Consider the following 16,518-nt stretch of genomic DNA (forward strand, 5'->3'; position numbering starts at 1 on the left):
TTTGTTATTAAGGGAGGATTATGTCGGATAACTATAGCTTATCGCACAGCCTACAAGCTATTAATGTAAAAGCTTGCTCGCCAACAAAAAGCAGTTAGCGCTCAGGCAGCGTTTTATTGAATGTCTGGTTCAGTGAAACAGACCTTGAGCTCCGAACCAACCACCTCTTCACTTGCCACTGCATTAGGGTGCATTTGCTCGTAGCTCAAAAAGCGCTGAATCTCAGACTCACGCTCAGTACCAGGGGCCATGGAAGCAAGCCCATTCATTGCGAAGGACTCTAAAAGTGCTTTAGAAAAGCAGACTTTATCAGTGCTGGTCATCACTCCCCAAGCCGAACGGTTACCCAAGGACAAAAGTACAACACCTCCTACAGCTGCACCACGAGCGAACTGGCGTCGCGAGTTGGACATTCCACTTGGCTGGGACTGTCCCTCAGCACTTATAGCTTCCGAGCGTTCTGCTTTATCGAGATCCTTATTTGCTTCACTATCCATTCTCACAACCTGTCCTTGTAGCTAAGCTGCTATGAATCCACTTCTATTAGCTTGGGCAGCGGCTAATATAAAAATGAAGCACATAACGTGCCAAACTTCTTAGTCATTGATTATAAAGGTAATTTTTAGCCACTTCCTATCCAAGCGACAAAACCTTGGTAGAACTGTAAAAAAAGCTGACAGTCATACCTAGTATTACAATGCCTATTATAGACGCCAAGGCGGCATAGCGCCTGGAGCTGTTTCTCTGCGCTCCAAAACTGACTTCACATCAATGACCACCCCCCGCTCACTTAGCAGCCGACTGATGGCATCTAGGCCACCTTGTAAATATTCTTTATGCGGGACCGCCAACACCACAGCCTGGGCATTGACTAACTCCGTTAGCGGCTGCAACTCCAAGCCATACTCCAAGCGCGCCTCATCGGCACTGGCCAAAGGGTCGTGCACCCTCACATCACAGCAGTAGTCTTGCAGTTCACGGATGATATCCACCACTCTTGAATTGCGCAGGTCTGGGCAATTTTCCTTAAAAGTCAGCCCTAGCACAGCCACTCGGGCACCGCTGACTGGGTGCCCAGCACGGACTAATTGCTTGACCGTCTGCTCGGCAATGTACTTACCCATACCGTCATTGGTCTGCCTACCACCTAAGACCACCTGTGGATGGAAACCGACACTCTGGGCTTTATAAGTAAGATAATAGGGATCAACACCAATACAGTGCCCTCCCACTAAGCCGGGGCGAAATGGGAGAAAATTCCACTTGGTACCGGCAGCTTCCAGTACGTCCAATGTATCGATTCCTAAACGATTAAAGATCATCGCAAGCTCGTTCATCAGCGCTATGTTTAAATCACGCTGGGTGTTTTCAATGACCTTAGCAGCCTCTGCGACTTTGATACTTGCGGCTCGGTGCACTCCGGCTAGCACGACACTTTCATAAAGCTTAGCGACTCGTTCTAGAGTTGCTTGAGAGTCACCAGAAACGACTTTAATAATGGTTTCTAGTTTGTGTGCGGTATCGCCGGGGTTAATACGCTCAGGCGAATAGCCCACGCGAAAGCCTTGCTCACTGTCAGGAGTCCACTCGAGCCCCGATTCACGCTCGAGAATTGGCACACAAACCTCCTCAGTGCAGCCGGGATAGACCGTGGACTCAAAAATCACCGTGGCTCCGGCCTGCAAATGCTGTCCTACCGTCCGGCAAGCAGCCTCCAATGGTCTTAAATCTGGCCGCTGAGCATCATCAATTGGCGTGGGCACTACCACTATGATGATTGCTGCCTCTTGTAAACGACTTGGGTCACTGCTCAGCTCCAAGTACTCCGCGGCCTGCAGTGCCTCCTTGCTAACCTCACCACTGGGGTCATAGTGCTGTCGATAGTGCGCCAACTTTGATTCATTGAGGTCAAAACCAAGCGTGGGTCGCAGGCGTGCAAAGGCCACTGCCAGTGGCAAGCCAACGTAGCCTAGGCCAACAATTGCAATTTTATCAGTCATAGATTTAATCCCTTGAGTGCTTATTGCTGCTCTAAATACCAGCGTGTGCTTAGCTCCAAGCCTTTAGCGACGTCGAATTCTGGCTGGTAAGCCAGTAAACGCGAGGCCTTACTGATATCGGCTTGTGAGTGGCGCACATCACCTTCGCGAAAATCAGCATACTCAGGCTCAGGGATTGTCACTGTTACACCAGCCTTAATCAGTAAGTCACGAATTAAAGCGAATAATTCATTGAGGCTGGTGCGCCCACCAACAGCAACATTAAACACTTGATTAGCTGCTCCAGGGTCAGTGGCTGTTGCAGCTAGTAAATTTGCCTGCACTGCATTGCTTACAAAGCAAAAGTCCCGTGAAGTTTTGCCATCGCCGTTAATTCGACAGGCTTTACCTTGTATTTGCGACTCGATCCAACGAGGAATCACCGCAGCATAAGCGCCCTGTGGATCCTGCCTAGGACCAAATACGTTGAAATAGCGCAAGCCGATACAGTCCATTCCGTAAGTGCGCGCGAACACCTCAGCATAGAGTTCATTGACATACTTAGTCACAGCATAAGGTGATAAAGGCTTGCCAATACGCTCCTCTTGTTTAGGCAGGTCAGGGTGATCTCCGTAAGTAGACGAAGACGCGGCATAAACAACCCGTCGCACTCCGGCGTCCCGGGCTGCAACCAAAACATTAAGAAAGCCGTTGATATTGTTGTGGTTTGTTAACAGAGGATCTTTTATGGAGCGCGGAACAGAGCCCAGTGCAGCTTGATGCAATACAAAGTCTGCGTCCACCACGGCACGCTGACAATCCTCGAGCTGACAAATATCGCCTTCTTGGAAGTCAAACAACTCCCAGCGCGCTTCGCCTACTATGCGTCGCACATCATCTAAGTTTTCTTGGCGACCCGTTGAGAAATTATCTAAGCCAACAACACGCTGACCTTGCTTTAATAACTCTTCTACAAGGTGAGAGCCAATGAAGCCCGCCGCCCCAGTTACCAGCCATTTGTACTGTTGCTGCTGTAATTCATCATTGAGTCTTTGCTGGCTCGTCATCTACCACTCTCCCTAAATATAAAATGCTGCTTTCTACTGTGTACTGAGTCTCAAATCAAGGTGCTCAGCATTTACAGCTTTAAAGCTAGAGTATAGTGTCTATAAGTACTGCAAAGCACGATAAAGCTAAATCACGCCTCTCTATCTTGACGCGCTACCGCTCTGCTGGAGCATACAGGTATTCATATGCCGGATAATGTGGGACTTTATAGCTACCTAGCTGCCTGCTTTGTATTTGGGGCGCTTAGCTTGTTGCTGTTGGTCTCTTGGCGCAAGCGCCCCTATGCTGCGCTACTGATTATTGCCAACTTACTTACCGCGGTCTGGGCCGGCACGATTGGTATCGGTACCCTCGCACAGCAGCCACCGCTAGTGCTAATACAAGTAACAGAATTATGCCGTAATGCCGCGTGGATTTTCCTCTTATTACGCCTAACAAGTAGTCAATTTGCAGACCAATACTGGCTTTTAGCTGGACAGCGCTGGATATCAGTGTTTTGTGCGGGCCTGTTGCTTGTAACAACGCTGCTATTTCTACCTAATGCCCTGAGCGGCATCGCCCCAGCAATAGCTAAAAGTAGCAGCACAATCACACCGCTTACCTGGCTGGCAGTTTCGATCATTGCACTAGTCTTGATAGAACAGTTAATTCGCAATGCATCTGACAGTGAACGCTGGTCAATCAAGTACCTAGGCCTGGGCCTATGCTGCCTGTTTGGCTATGATTTTTTCCTCTACGCAGAGGGTCTGTTATTTCTAAAGCTAGACGCCAATCTATGGCAAGCGCGGGGTCTTGTTTCAACAGTAGCCGCACCGCTGCTGGCTGTGGCTATTGCTCGCAATTCAGACTGGCAACTCAGCTTGCATGTATCGCGCCATGTTGTGTTCCACTCGGTGACTATTATTGCCGCTGGTTGCTACCTGATGGCCATGTCAGCTGTCGGATACCTTATTCGAATGCTGGACACCACTTGGGGCGGCGTGCTGCAAACCTCCTTCATGGTTGCCGCAGGCGCTTTTCTATTGGTACTTCTGCTATCAGACAAGTTTCGTGCTAAAACTCGGGTATTTCTCAGCAAACACTTTTTCAGTTACCAATATGACTACCGTGAAGAATGGCTAAACTTCACCCGCTCCCTCGCCGAGATTGACGATGACGATGTACCGGAGGGTATCGTGCGAGCCATGGTGCCCTTAGTGGGCAGCCAAGCAGGCTTACTCTTTGCAGAAGAAGGTGGCCGCTACACTTTGCTGGCTAATTACCAGATGCCGCCACCGGAAGGTGAGCTTGGCATGGGCAACCTAGCTCACTGGCTTAGCCAAAGCGGCTGGGTAATTGATATTGATGAGTTCCAGCAGCAGCCTAGTAGCTACCCTCAGCTGATCCTCCCCAACTGGGTTCAGCGAGTATCGCAGCCCTGGCTAATAGTGCCTTTGATGTTTGGCAACCGCCTCCCTGGTATTTTGCTAATACGACGCTCCGATTTACAGCAGAGCATTCACTGGGAAGAACGCGACCTCATCAAAACCGCCGCGCGTCAGGCCGCCAGCCACTTGGCTCAGTTTTTAGCCCGCAAGGCGCTAGTAGAAGCGCGCCAATTTGACGCCTTTAACCGTCTCTCCGCCTATGTTATTCACGACCTGAAAAACATCCTCGCACAGCAATCCTTAATCGTCGCTAATGCTGAAAAACATAAGCATAACCCAGAGTTTATCGATGATATGATTGATACCATACACAACTCGGTGGAGCGCATGACGCGCTTGATGGAGCAGATGCGCAGCGGCTTGCGCGAAGCAGAACTTCAACACTTTGACCTTGCGGAGTTATTGGGCCGAGTTGTCGCCAATCGCTCTTCTGGAAAGCCCTGCCCTAGCCTGCAAGTTGAAGCTGGCCCCTTTCCGATGCAGGCAGACCCTGAGCGCCTAGCCACTGTATTTACACACTTAGTTCAAAATGCACAGGATGCCTGTGGCAAGCACGGCGAGGTCAGTCTGCGTTTGCACGCTCAGGATAGACTATGGGTGACCAGCGTTCGTGACAACGGTCAGGGCATGAGTCCAGAGTTTATCAGCAAACGACTTTTTACACCTTTTGACAGTACTAAAGGCTTAACAGGTATGGGCATTGGTGCCTTTGAGAGCAGAGAGTATATTCGCAGTATTGGTGGCGATATCCGCGTTGATAGCCAAGAGGGCTCTGGCTCGACATTCTGGGTGTTTATTCCAGCGCCCGATAATAACGAGTAAGGCGCCGCCTAACAGCGGCAAGGAAGGAGTAGCGATGTGGCTGTAACAAAAAAACATTTGCTGGTTGTTGAAGACGATAAAGGCCTTCAAAACCAGCTAAAGTGGGCCTTTGAAGATTTTGAAGTGGCCATTGCTGGTGACCGTGAGGAGGCTATCGCTCAACTGCGCCGCTACGAACCCGGTGTGGTGATTCTCGACTTAGGCCTGCCGCCAGACCCTGGGGGCGTGAGCGAAGGTCTGGCTACACTCAGTGACATTCTATCCCTTGCACCGGAAACCAAAATTGTAGTGGTAACCGGCGACAGCGACCGCGCTAATGCGGTAAATGCCGTCGGCCGCGGCGCGTATGATTTCTACCAGAAGCCGGTTGATCCACAGTTACTCAATATGATTGTGGACCGCGCCTACCGTGTCTTTGAACTCGAGCGGGAGAACTATCGGCTCAGCCAGTTTGAAGACAAAATGCCTCTCAAAGGCATTATTGCAACTAGTCCGCAAATGCTTCGTGTATGCCGGACCGTTGAAAAAGTCGCACCTACCGATGTCACAACTTTAATCCTTGGTGCCAGTGGCACTGGAAAAGAGCGCATTGCTCAAGCTTTGCACGAATTAAGCCATCGCTCCAAGGGCAAAATGATCGCTATTAACTGTGCCGCGATTCCTGAGAACCTATTGGAGAGCGAACTATTCGGATATGAAAAAGGCGCTTTTACGGGTGCCTCTCAAACCACACCCGGAAAAATTGAATATGCAGATGGCGGCACGCTGTTCTTAGATGAAATCGGCGATCTACCCATGGAGCTACAAGCCAAGCTCTTGCGCTTCCTGCAAGAGCGGGTGGTTGAGCGAGTTGGCGGGCGCAAGGAAATCCCGGTCGACGTACGCATTATCTGCGCCACCCATCAAGACTTAGAAGCCCGCATCGCCGACGGCCGCTTCCGGGAAGACCTCTATTATCGAGTGAGTGAGCTAAGCATCACTATTCCACCACTGCGAGAGCGGGACGGTGATGCGCTGGTATTAGCGACTGTCTTTCTCGACCGCTTTGCTCGGGAAATGGGCCGCAATATTAAATCATTCGACACAGAGGCACGCAAAGCGATTGAAAGCTATCACTGGCCCGGCAATGTGCGCGAACTCGAAAGTCGGGTAAAACGTGCTGTGATTCTCGCCGAAGGAACAAGCCTCTCTAGCGAAGACTTAGAATTAGAAAGTGTGGCCACTGGGCAAGATTTGCCCTTGAACCTAAAGCAGGTCCGGGAGGACGCGGAGCGCAAGGCCATCTTACGCGCCTTAAGTCACTGCGGGGATAACATATCGGACACGGCAAGCCTGCTTGGCATCACCCGCCCCACTTTGTATAACTTATTGGAAAGGTATCAGCTTAAAAACTGAAGGCTAACCCTTACCCCTCCAATGCAGCAGAGTTCAATCTGCTGCAGCTAATTTTGCATATAAGGCCTCAGCTGCTGCGCGCTCAGAGAACTCTTTATCGCTAGCAAGTAGCTTTTTAAGTAGTTCACGTGCAGTCACTTCATCCCCGGCAGCGAGCTCTACTTGTGCACTGTGATACTGAAACTCAGGAACCTCTGGAGACTCTGCCAGCAACTTAGAAAATATAGACCTAGCTTCTCCATACTTTCCATTGCTGCTCAGCACCATGGCCAAGGTATCCTGCACGGCAGCAGACTTACCCTCAGTTTGCTGAACTGCAGCACGCGCATATTCCAGGGCGCGCGCCGGTTGCTCGTCACGCAGCATCCAAGCCAAGTTATTTAAGGCCACCACATTATTGCTGTCTACATTAAGCACCGCGCTAAACTGCTCCATAGCATCTCCAGCGCTTCCCGCTAAGCGGAAGCGTTCAGCTAAGAGCAAGCGCGGAGCCACGTCAGCTGGATGCTGATCAACCCAAGACTCTAAAGTGTCTTTTGCTAGGCTTTCATTACGCATCAGCAGATGCTGCTGTACCAAATTCATCAGCGTGCTGACACTGGGCTGATCCGCATGCATTTGTTGCAAAATACTGAGTGCTTCACCCGACTTACCATCTAAGTTCGCGGCGGCTGCTTGTAACTGCAATACCTGCGGACTCCCCGGCGCCAGCCGCAAGGCCTCCGTAAGATGTTGATTGAAACTTTCGCGATCAGCTTGAGTGTATGCGTAGCGGGCCATCGATAACTGCAGGCCTGGATCTTCAGGATTGAGTTCTAAGGCACTATTTAATGCACTGACCATCCCTTCTTTATCACCCAAGCCCTCTGATACCGCAGCTAACACTCGATAGTCAGCCACACGAGGTTGGTCGATCAACTTGAAGAGTTTTTGCAGCTGCTGCTTAGCTTGCTCCAACTCACCCTGCTGCAATCTTGCCAAAGCCATGGTCCTGAGCACTGCTGGGTTATCCATATACTGTGGTTCCAGACCAGTGAAGGCACTAGCCACATTCTCGACCTGTTGATTACTCAAGTAATATCGAGCTATCAACAAGCGCGCTTGTAAGTATTGCGGCTTAGCACTACGTGCCCGCTCAAGGAAAGTGAGCATAGTCTCAAAATCACCTTGGTATGCGCTCACTGCTGCGTGTGCCATCAAACTTGGCACAAAGTCCCGGTGTTCTGCCAGCACCACTTCGTAATAGCGTTTAGCGGCAGCATAGTCCTGCTCAGCAAAGGCCAGCGTCGCCAGCGCGTGGTTAGCAGAGGGGTTGCCCGGCTCTAACACATCCGCCCTTTCAAATGCTTGCTTGGCCGATGCTTTATCTCTCAATGCAAACTGCGAACGGCCAATTAACAGCCACGGTTCAGGCTGTTCTGGCGCGCGGTCACGGTAAGCCTGCGCCGCCTCAAGGGCTTTTTTATTCTCGCCCTCTTGCAGCAATGCAGCCACCAGAACAGCATCAGCACTACCCGACTCCGGTGCCATTTCAATGGCCTGCTCTAAGAGATTAAATCCTTCCTGCTCACGTCCAGCGCTGAGGTAGCCAGCCCCTAAACGCATTTGAGCCGAGGCCGAGCCAGGCTCTAAACGCGCTACCTCGGATAAGACATCCAGCGCCTCATCCATGCGCTGTTGACTGACCAGTGAGTTGGCAAGAATATTTAACAGGTCACTGTTGCCTGGCGTCTCTTCGAGCATCTGGCGAACCAGCTGTTCAGCCTTGTCCGCCTCGCCGAACCTAACCCACATCTCGGCCATGAAGCGATTACCGATAGGGTTGCTGTTATCAAGCTCGTAGAAATCTTTGATGTGACGGTAAGCCAAGTTATGATCACCGAGCTGAGCCTGAGTTAAGCCCATGTAAAGTAACACGCCCGGAATATCAAACTTTATTGGCTCGGCAATTAACAGCGCCGATAATGCCTCTGGGTAATTACCCGCATAAAACTCCACGAGCCCTAGAGCATAATTAACTCGAGGGGACTGGGGTACATTATTTAGTAGTACTTTCAGGTCATTGCGCGCGGCATCAAAGGCTTGCTGCTGAATATTGACAAAAACTCGCTTAAGACGATATCCCAACAACTCAGGGTTGAGCTCAATCGCACGGCTATAATAATTAGCTGCGTCTGCGGGATTACTGGACTGTACTACATCACCCAGTAGAGCCCAGGCCAACCCATAGTCCGGGGCTTGCTCAGTCAAGGCGAGTAAATGATCACGTGCCGTCGCTAGCTCGCCATTGCGAGCAGCTAGCATAGCTTCCACATACTTTACGTAAGTGCTATCAGGCGCTAAAGCCAAGGAAGTTGCTAGGCGCCGCTGAGCGACAGCCAACTGTCCCTGCTGCATCTCAGCCATAGCTTTGGCGGCTAACACTGCCCCACGGCTACTATCGGAGAGCCCCTCTAACTCGATCGCCTGCACATCTTGTAAGCGCCCTAAAGAAACCCAGGCTTGAGCAAGCAGAGGCAGTACGCGATCACGCTGCTCGTCACTTGCTCGATCGATAACCCGACCTAATTCTTTTTCCGCCGCCTCTAAATCACCGGCCTGGAAGTGCAGCTCACCGAGCAGCAGCCTAGCCTCCATATTCGATGGGTTTTGACGCACTGCATTTTTTAGTTGGATAACAGCAGCCGCACTGTCACCTGCAGACAAATTCTGACCTGCCCGTTCAAGATACTCGGCATCTGAAATATCGCTTGAGCAAGCAAGCAAAGATAAAACAAACACTATCATTAAGGCTGCTGAAGCCGATCGCTTATAGCTCATTGTTACTTCCTTTTCGACCCTGTACCAAGGTGAATTACTGCTATTATCTATTGGTGAATGCGCTCACCTTTGTAGCAAACACTATGACTAAGCGACGCATACTCTCTCTGCTTAATTACTAACCAATTTACGCAGTTGTGCACACAAAAAGAAGCCCGAGCAGCAAGCCCAGTGTGCACTGGGTCACAGTTTGCTCAATAGCTAGCGATTATTCGCTCAAAGGACACACTATGCCTACAAAGCAGGCCTTAGCTGAACTTGTCAAACTGATCGCTCGAGCACCATCTGCGGACAATAGCCAACCTTGGAAAATCAGCCATGAGTCGCAGGACTTGCGGCTATCCTACGATAGTGCCCGCGTTGCTGGAAAAACCTTTGCTGCCGATCACCCGGCAACTTTATTGGCGATAGGCGCTGCCGTTGAGCATGGCATGCAAGGAGCTAGTGATTGGGGCATGGAACCACAACTCCGGCTACCTGAGGAACAACCAGATCAGAGCGGCAACTACGCTTGGATCCGCATTTCTAATAACAGCCAGCATGAAGTCTCTGCTGAACAGCACAATTGCTACCAGCGCCACACTAACCGCTGCGCTTACCACTCGACAGCATTGGCGGCACAACTCTTAAGCCAGCTTGCCCAAATGACTGAAGGACAAGCGCAATGCCAAATAATAGAACACCCTGAGACGATTAGAGAAGCTAGCAAACTGGTCAAGCTTGCGACACAGATACGTTTTCAGCGGCAGGATGCTCACCGCATGCTCATTGACAGTATTCGCTTAAGCCCTGCAGAAGCAGCCACTGGCGATGGTCTAGACCTCGCCACCCTAGGCCTGCCGCCCGGGGGGGGACTGTTTCTAAAAGCAATTGCAAACTGGCAGCGTATGACCTACCTAAACCGCTTCGGTTTGTTTCGCTTGCTCGCCAGCATTGACGCAGCGCCTGTCGCTAAAGGACCTGCCTTAATAGCCATTACTGGCACTAATGATAAGCGCGGCGCTTTTGATGCCGGACGCTTAGTGACAAGGATCTGGACTGAACTGAACGTACAGGGTATTGCTGTACACCCGAACTATGTCATATCGGATCAGCTGCACCAACACAAAAATCAACACTTAGCTCTGCACTTGCAGAGGAAAGCCACTGAACTGCAACGCAGCTGTGACAAGCTTTTCAACTTAAGTGAAAACACGACTCTACACATGCTGTTACGGGTGGGCTATCCAAAACAAGGGGCAGTCCTCTCCCAACGACTGCCATTAAAAGCAGTTTTCGACTCAAGCGCTAATACCTAGTTTGCGCCGCGCTATCGCTAATAAGAGTCGCTGCAATAGGTTGTTGTTGCCTCCGGGACGCCAAGTATTCACTAAGCGGTTGCGGTAGGCATCAAAGTGCAAGCCACGGGGAGCAAGCGGCACTCGCCCACGTCCCAGCAGCAACTTCAAGCCTTGAGTAGCCGCCATCCCAGCACAAAGCTCACAAGCCATCGCGGTTGAAGGTCCGCGCTGCTCAGCAAAATTGACCCGCTCGGGATCTGCCAAGTATTTCATCTGGAGCATGCGCGGGGACAAGCCTAAGAGAAAACGGATGGCTTGCTCTTCTGGACTCTGACCCTCTAATTGAAAGTAATCCTCAAAACTCATTCCACCTGGGGCAAAGGCCAAAAATGCCACCCCCATACCAAGCGGTGCCGCTGTAATGGCTGGTATCCCCTTAGCCTCACAGGCAGCAAAAACGGCGCGACGCACATCCAGCACAAAAAAATCTAAAGCGTCGACATACAAATCGACCCCTTCAAGAAACTTATCAATATTGCTTTGCTGAACGCCATGAGGAAACTCGGTCAAATGTAAACCCGGATTGACGCCTCGAGCTAACTCTGCCATCACCTCAAGCTTGTTGCGCCCCAAGCTTGCAACTGTGGCCCCTGCCTGGCGATTAAAGTTGGCCAACTCATACTGGTCCATGTCCGCAATATGAAACTGACCAACACCAAGGCGGGCCAGTGTCAGCAGATGACTGCCACCCACCCCACCCATACCTGCGATGGCGACACGGCTGCTTTGCAAGCGTCGCTGCTCGTCTTCAGTTACCCAGCCCAAATTGCGAGAGAATGCTTCGCTATAATCGAAATCAAGCATGACTTAGGCCCCAAGTGCCAAACAGGGCTTGCAAGCCCAAACGAGGCTGTCGCCTTAGGCTCTCAAGCTCAGCCCTTTCTTTTAATAACTTGGACGCCGACCAACTCTCGCTAAAATCAGCGTGGATTGCCTGATATAAAGCACTTAACTCAGGGGCCATGTGAGCCACCACATCAGCTGAGTCAATTGTATAAGGTGCGCGCCAACCGTGATAATCGATTTCGCTACCCGCAGCCACAAAATGAATACCTGAGCGCGATAACAGGCGAGGCAAGAAAGGCTCCATCATGGCAAACACGCGATTTCTCCCTGTCAATTCGGCCAGCGCTGTAGCCGAAAGATAGGCCGCAACGGCAATCAGCGAGAAGCTGCGTTTCTCTCGCAAGCTATAGTCAATTCCCGAAGGTTCACCAAAACGAGTTTGGTCCTCCCCTGCACGCCGACGAAAGTCACTATCTACAGCCAAACGAGAAATCTCACAGGATCTATTGCGGTTGTCATCGAGTAAGGCCAGCGCCGAGGCATCCAGTGCTTGCCCACAGAACGTTTCCAGCGGCAGTGGCCGCCCCGGGGTGGTTTCAACTAAACGCACACAGCCTGCAGCTCGCCCCGTAGACCTGTGGGTGATCAAACAGTGGTGAGAAGCACTATCAAAGCTATCGCTTTCAAATTCATCAGCAAAGCGAGATTTCGGCTCGTAGCCAAACTCCTCACAATACACCCGGTAGCGAATGTGAAAGCAACGTTGAATATCTTCAGCACTACTTGCGATACTGACGGCAAAGAAGCGACGAAAATCATCAACTAATAAAGTTTTGCCCTCAGACATAGTACCGCCCTCCAAGCTTGGCATACCTGCCGAAGCTAATAATCGTGCAGCTGCTCCGCTTAAGACTAGTCCCGCAGAGCATTAGCGTAAAGAAAATACTCACCGAGTCCGAAGCCTGGCAACAATATCGTCGGCAAGATTTTCGATCGCGGGAATTAATGACTGATAAACCACCTCAAAACCAGCTTGCGCACCAAAGTATGGGTCAGGCACATCCAAAGACTCAGCTCCTGGCACAAAAGATAGCAAGGCTTTAACTTCTGCCTGAGCGGAACTAGGACAGCTCTTTTGCAGTTCTGTGAGTACCGCCTCATCTAAAGCCAGCACATAGTCGAAGTACATAAAGTCGCTTGCTGCGAGGGGACGAGAGCGCAAGCCTGCAATATCAATAGCCCTGCCTGCCAAGGCCCGCACAGCGCGCGGATCTGGCGCTCGGCCCGACATCGACACCTCGGTCCCCGCCGACTCGACTCGTATCACTGAACTTAAGCCCCGCACTCGCAAGTAGTGCTGAAGCATGCCCTGCGCCATAGGTGAGCGGCAGAGATTCGCCTTGCATACAAACATGACACTGCACTTAGCAGGGAAAAACAGCCACTTAGCTCTTTGAAAAAATTGCATTAGCTTAGGGCTCCAGCAAGGCGTTTAAATAACGCACCGGTACAGCAAAACTAATGCGGGACGGCAACTTGCTATCCGACAAGGGACTACTTGCACTGAGACTGCCCTGCACCACCGCCACCACTTTACCCTTTTCAATGTCATACACTGGACTGCCGCTCTGCCCCGGTAACACCTCAGCATCCAACTGATAAGTCATATAACCTGATTTGCGCGCGCGTAGCTGCATCGCCGATAAATTTTCAGCCGAGCGCACGGGGCGTGCTGCAGGCACTATCGCAGATACCATACCGCGGTGGGTCACGGGATAGATCCCTCCCAAGATACCTGTTGGAAAGCCGGTAAAGGCCACTGAGCGACCCGGCGCCAATAAGGCTCCATCAGCTAGACTCAGACCATGTAAATTGCCAGCGCCGACAAGCTCTAATATTGCCAGATCATGGCTGCGGTCTACCTGGGCTAGCTGAGCTGCGTATGCGCGCACCTCCTGACCTTGACCAGCAAAAACCACCAGCGTCTCTGTTGGCCCAAGCTCATTATCAACTACGTGCCAACTGCTGGCGACCCGCCCACCACCTTCCAGTACAAAGCCGCTGCCAAAAAAACGTACCGGGCCTTGGCTTCCCCGCTGCGGCAAACTTTTAGTGAGCGCGCCGATGCCCACTACTGATGATGCTACTCTAGCTACAAGCTCATCTATTTCCTGAGCCTGCAAACTACTTGGGACTGCTGCACCGAGCAGAATGCTCAATAGGACAATCACTCGCATCAAACTTTCACCCCCAGCCTAATCATGGCCAATACATGTATTAACAATATGCCAGCATCACGCTAAAGCTATAAATTTATTGCTGAGAATAAAAAACCACCCAGAGGGGTGGTTTTAGTATTTCACTCGGCCTAAGCCAAGTGGAAGTTAGTACTAAAGCTTAGGCTTTAGACTGACCGCGACGGCGGCGTGTAAAACCTACACCTAGTAAGCCTAGCCCCATCAGTGCAAGGATTGAGGGCTCGGCAACTTCTCGAGCTGAAAGCTTCATGTCAAAGTGAAACTCGTTGGATTGATTCTCCTGAGTCTGCAAACCGATACAACCGGGGCCGACACCCACTTGCGCACAAGCACTGGCAGGCAGTGGCATGAGACCGTTACCGTCCAGTAGCACCTCGAAGGTGTACTTATAACCAGCTTGAACAAAGCTAAATGATAACTGCTCTGGGTTCAGCACCAAGAACACATCATCGCATTCTGAGACAGAGGCGTCGAAACACCCGCCTTGGTTAGGCGTCTCAAAAAAGTCAATGTTGATCAGACTCGGGTTAACTGGAGGGTTAACTGTCAAGCTAGTGAAGTCGTTCGCTGCATTGGCTTGAGCGAGCCCGAACCACTGAGTCAATGTAACGGTATCGAGTGTTGAACCGGTAATAGGGAAGTTGTCATGAGTGTAAGTACTGCCGCCAACAATATCGGCATACAGACCACCGCCCTGATCGGTCAGTGCAAACTGGGTACGCATCCCATCAAAGGTTGTGGTGTTGGCACCTTCAACAGCCACTGTATCGCCATCAGCTGCTTCGATTGAGCCCATTGCACCATTTGTAATACTGAGCGCGCTCTGGTTTGCTTCGTTACCCCAGGCGATTTTTGAGTAGCCCTCTACGCCACCAAAGTTTGCTGGGTTGACCACCATTGGTCCTTCCTGAGTTGGGACTGGATTGCCATTCACAAGCAAGGCGTTTTCCCACATAGAGAGAAGAGCCCAGTCCCAATCGGTAACCAGCGCTGCGTTAGCCTGCGCTGATAATGCTAGCGCCGAGCCAACGGCGACTGCTTTAGCAAAAGTAAGTTTCATAATCCTTCTCCATTATATTTTGGGTAACTGTTGCGCGTAGCGCCCAGCAACCCTGTCTTCCTTAACCTGCCTCGTTCGAATGAGCGAGATCATCCTTCACAATAGATAAAGCAAGCTCAATGCCAAATATCATAAAAACAATATAAATCAGAATCTTACAAAAACAGCGGAAGGACAAAATGTGCATAGTGTTAAAGAAGCTGACAGTTTTAAACCAGTCCTAGCATCTTCTTTACAAACTGTATTTTGGGGAAGCCACTCGCATCAGACTACGATATAGTGTGCCAAATACTTTTAATATGGATAGTGAGTACTATGTTCTACGGTTGGCGTATCGTCAGCGGCGTCTTCATCGCCCAGCTTTTTATCATTGGTTTTATGACCTATTCCTTCGGCCTCTTCATGGTTCCGCTACAAGAAGAGTTCGGCGCCAGCAGAGCCCAAGTCAATCTCGGCATGACTGCAGTCACCGTCGCTGGCTTAATACTATCGCCAGTGATCGGCTCTTTGGTTGATCGCATGTCGATCCGAGTTTTAATGACCGCTGGAGCAATCATATTTGCCGCCGGACTCTATGGTATGTCCTTAAGTCAAAGTATCTGGCACTTTGTGGTGATATTTGGCATTTCGGTAAGTTTCGGTAGTTTATTGTTGGGACCACTCACAGGCTCGACCACTGTTTCCCGCTGGTTTAGTAAAAAAAGAGGCCAAGCCCTTGGTATAGCGGCTGTTGGAACCTCCGTGGGCGGCTTGCTATTACCGGTGGTTATTGGTGACTGGATTGCAGAAGCCGGCTGGCGCAACGCACTACTCTACCTGTCCTATGTAGTTATGCTTTTCGTGCTACCCCTAATGATTCTAGTGATTAGAAGCCACCCATCAGAGCTGGGCATGTATCCAGATGGTGCAGAGACCAACGACTCTAACGAAAGTGCGGTACCGGCCATTGACCTAAAAGCGATCTTGCGCCACCCAGCCTACTGGACTATCGGCCTTTCCATTGGCCTGATATTCAGCGTCTACTCGGCCTTAATGGCCAACTTAGTACCCTATGCTGAAGACACTGGCATTACCTTAGAAGCTGCCAGCCTGTTAATGGGAGTGATTGCCGGTTTTGGCCTGGCGGGTAAGATTATTTTTGGCATGGCAGCAGATAAAATCAGCCTGCGACTGGGGCTTTGGATAGCTATCGTGTTAATCTTAGTTGGGCTTGGAATCCTGCTCTTAGAGCCATCTTACGCTCTCACCGTAGTCGCCTGTGCCGTGATAGGCCTCGCATCCGGTGGCATGCTGCCAGTCTGGGGGGCAATGCTAGCGGTAGTATTCGGTGTAGCTAGTTACGGTAAGGTTATGGGCCTGATGAACCCATTGATTACACTGCTGGTAATGCCCAGCTTCGTGATCACAGGTTACATCCACGATCTCACTGGCAGTTACAGCAACGCCTTTTGGCTCTACTGTGGCCTACTGGTTGTTTCGGCGCTGATACTATTCCGTTTGAAAATGCCGGCGAGCTCAGCAGCCGCCAGCAACTAAACGCTCTCAGGCAGCTGTAGGCATATA

The 16,518-nt window shown here is 50.9% G+C and carries 13 protein-coding genes; 4 read left to right on the forward strand and 9 right to left on the reverse strand.

The annotated features are described in order from the left end of the window. Window positions 1-113 precede the first annotated feature (113 nt). The 3 genes from H2508_RS06285 to H2508_RS06295 form a co-directional block, all read right to left on the reverse strand. Window positions 114-497, reverse strand: coding sequence for a hypothetical protein (locus tag H2508_RS06285; protein ID WP_182170276.1), 384 nt, complete (start codon window positions 495-497; stop codon window positions 114-116). A 207-nt stretch (window positions 498-704) separates the two neighbouring features. Further along, window positions 705-2,000 carry a nucleotide sugar dehydrogenase gene (locus H2508_RS06290; protein WP_182170294.1) on the reverse strand — a complete coding sequence of 432 codons (1,296 nt, stop codon included), beginning with the start codon at window positions 1,998-2,000 and terminating at the stop codon, window positions 705-707. Between the two features lie 20 nt (window positions 2,001-2,020). Next, window positions 2,021-3,046, reverse strand: a complete 1,026-nt coding sequence (locus H2508_RS06295; protein WP_182170297.1) for an SDR family oxidoreductase — start codon at window positions 3,044-3,046, stop codon at window positions 2,021-2,023. Window positions 3,047-3,232: 186 nt separating this feature from the next. Here H2508_RS06295 and prsK point away from each other — a divergent pair, with 186 nt between their 5' ends. Both prsK and prsR read left to right on the forward strand, forming a co-directional pair. Beyond that, on the forward strand, window positions 3,233-5,296 hold the full coding sequence (gene prsK / locus H2508_RS06300; protein ID WP_182170300.1) for an XrtA/PEP-CTERM system histidine kinase PrsK: 2,064 nt from the start codon (window positions 3,233-3,235) through the stop codon (window positions 5,294-5,296). A 36-nt stretch (window positions 5,297-5,332) separates the two neighbouring features. Further along, window positions 5,333-6,691 carry a PEP-CTERM-box response regulator transcription factor gene (gene prsR, locus H2508_RS06305; protein ID WP_182170303.1) on the forward strand — a complete coding sequence of 453 codons (1,359 nt, stop codon included), beginning with the start codon at window positions 5,333-5,335 and terminating at the stop codon, window positions 6,689-6,691. Between the two features lie 33 nt (window positions 6,692-6,724). On the opposite strand, the gene prsT is transcribed toward prsR, so the two are convergent. Beyond that, the gene (gene prsT, locus H2508_RS06310; protein ID WP_182170306.1) at window positions 6,725-9,511 is read right to left on the reverse strand and encodes an XrtA/PEP-CTERM system TPR-repeat protein PrsT; all 2,787 of its coding nucleotides are present in this window, start codon (window positions 9,509-9,511) and stop codon (window positions 6,725-6,727) included. A 230-nt stretch (window positions 9,512-9,741) separates the two neighbouring features. On the opposite strand from prsT, the gene H2508_RS06315 reads away from it, so the two are divergent. After that, entirely contained in the window at window positions 9,742-10,809 is a 1,068-nt protein-coding gene (locus H2508_RS06315; protein WP_182170309.1) for a nitroreductase family protein, read from the forward strand. Here H2508_RS06315 and H2508_RS06320 read toward each other — a convergent pair. From H2508_RS06320 to H2508_RS06340, 5 genes are all read right to left on the reverse strand, one after another. Beyond that, window positions 10,792-11,655 (reverse strand): ThiF family adenylyltransferase, encoded by an 864-nt coding sequence (locus tag H2508_RS06320; protein ID WP_182170312.1) that lies wholly within the window; start codon window positions 11,653-11,655, stop codon window positions 10,792-10,794. The two genes, H2508_RS06315 and H2508_RS06320, sit on opposite strands and share 18 nt — an antisense overlap. Further along, window positions 11,648-12,484, reverse strand: a complete 837-nt coding sequence (locus H2508_RS06325) for a PEP-CTERM/exosortase system-associated acyltransferase (protein WP_182170315.1) — start codon at window positions 12,482-12,484, stop codon at window positions 11,648-11,650. Before H2508_RS06325 ends, H2508_RS06320 begins: the two co-directional genes overlap by 8 nt. A 99-nt stretch (window positions 12,485-12,583) precedes the next feature. Further along, a complete protein-coding gene (locus H2508_RS06330) occupies window positions 12,584-13,105 on the reverse strand; it encodes a low molecular weight protein-tyrosine-phosphatase (RefSeq protein ID WP_182170318.1) in 522 nt (173 codons plus the stop codon). A gap of 4 nt (window positions 13,106-13,109) precedes the next feature. Further along, complete coding sequence (locus tag H2508_RS06335; protein WP_182170321.1) at window positions 13,110-13,874, reverse strand: S1 family peptidase; 765 nt, start codon at window positions 13,872-13,874, stop codon at window positions 13,110-13,112. Between the two features lie 160 nt (window positions 13,875-14,034). Next, window positions 14,035-14,955 (reverse strand): THxN family PEP-CTERM protein, encoded by a 921-nt coding sequence (locus tag H2508_RS06340; protein WP_182170324.1) that lies wholly within the window; start codon window positions 14,953-14,955, stop codon window positions 14,035-14,037. Between the two features lie 315 nt (window positions 14,956-15,270). Here H2508_RS06340 and H2508_RS06345 point away from each other — a divergent pair, with 315 nt between their 5' ends. After that, window positions 15,271-16,491 (forward strand): MFS transporter, encoded by a 1,221-nt coding sequence (locus H2508_RS06345; protein ID WP_182170327.1) that lies wholly within the window; start codon window positions 15,271-15,273, stop codon window positions 16,489-16,491. Window positions 16,492-16,518 lie beyond the last annotated feature (27 nt).

The sequence above is a fragment of the Sediminihaliea albiluteola genome (genome assembly GCF_014077625.1).
Taxonomy (GTDB): domain Bacteria; phylum Pseudomonadota; class Gammaproteobacteria; order Pseudomonadales; family Halieaceae; genus Sediminihaliea; species Sediminihaliea albiluteola.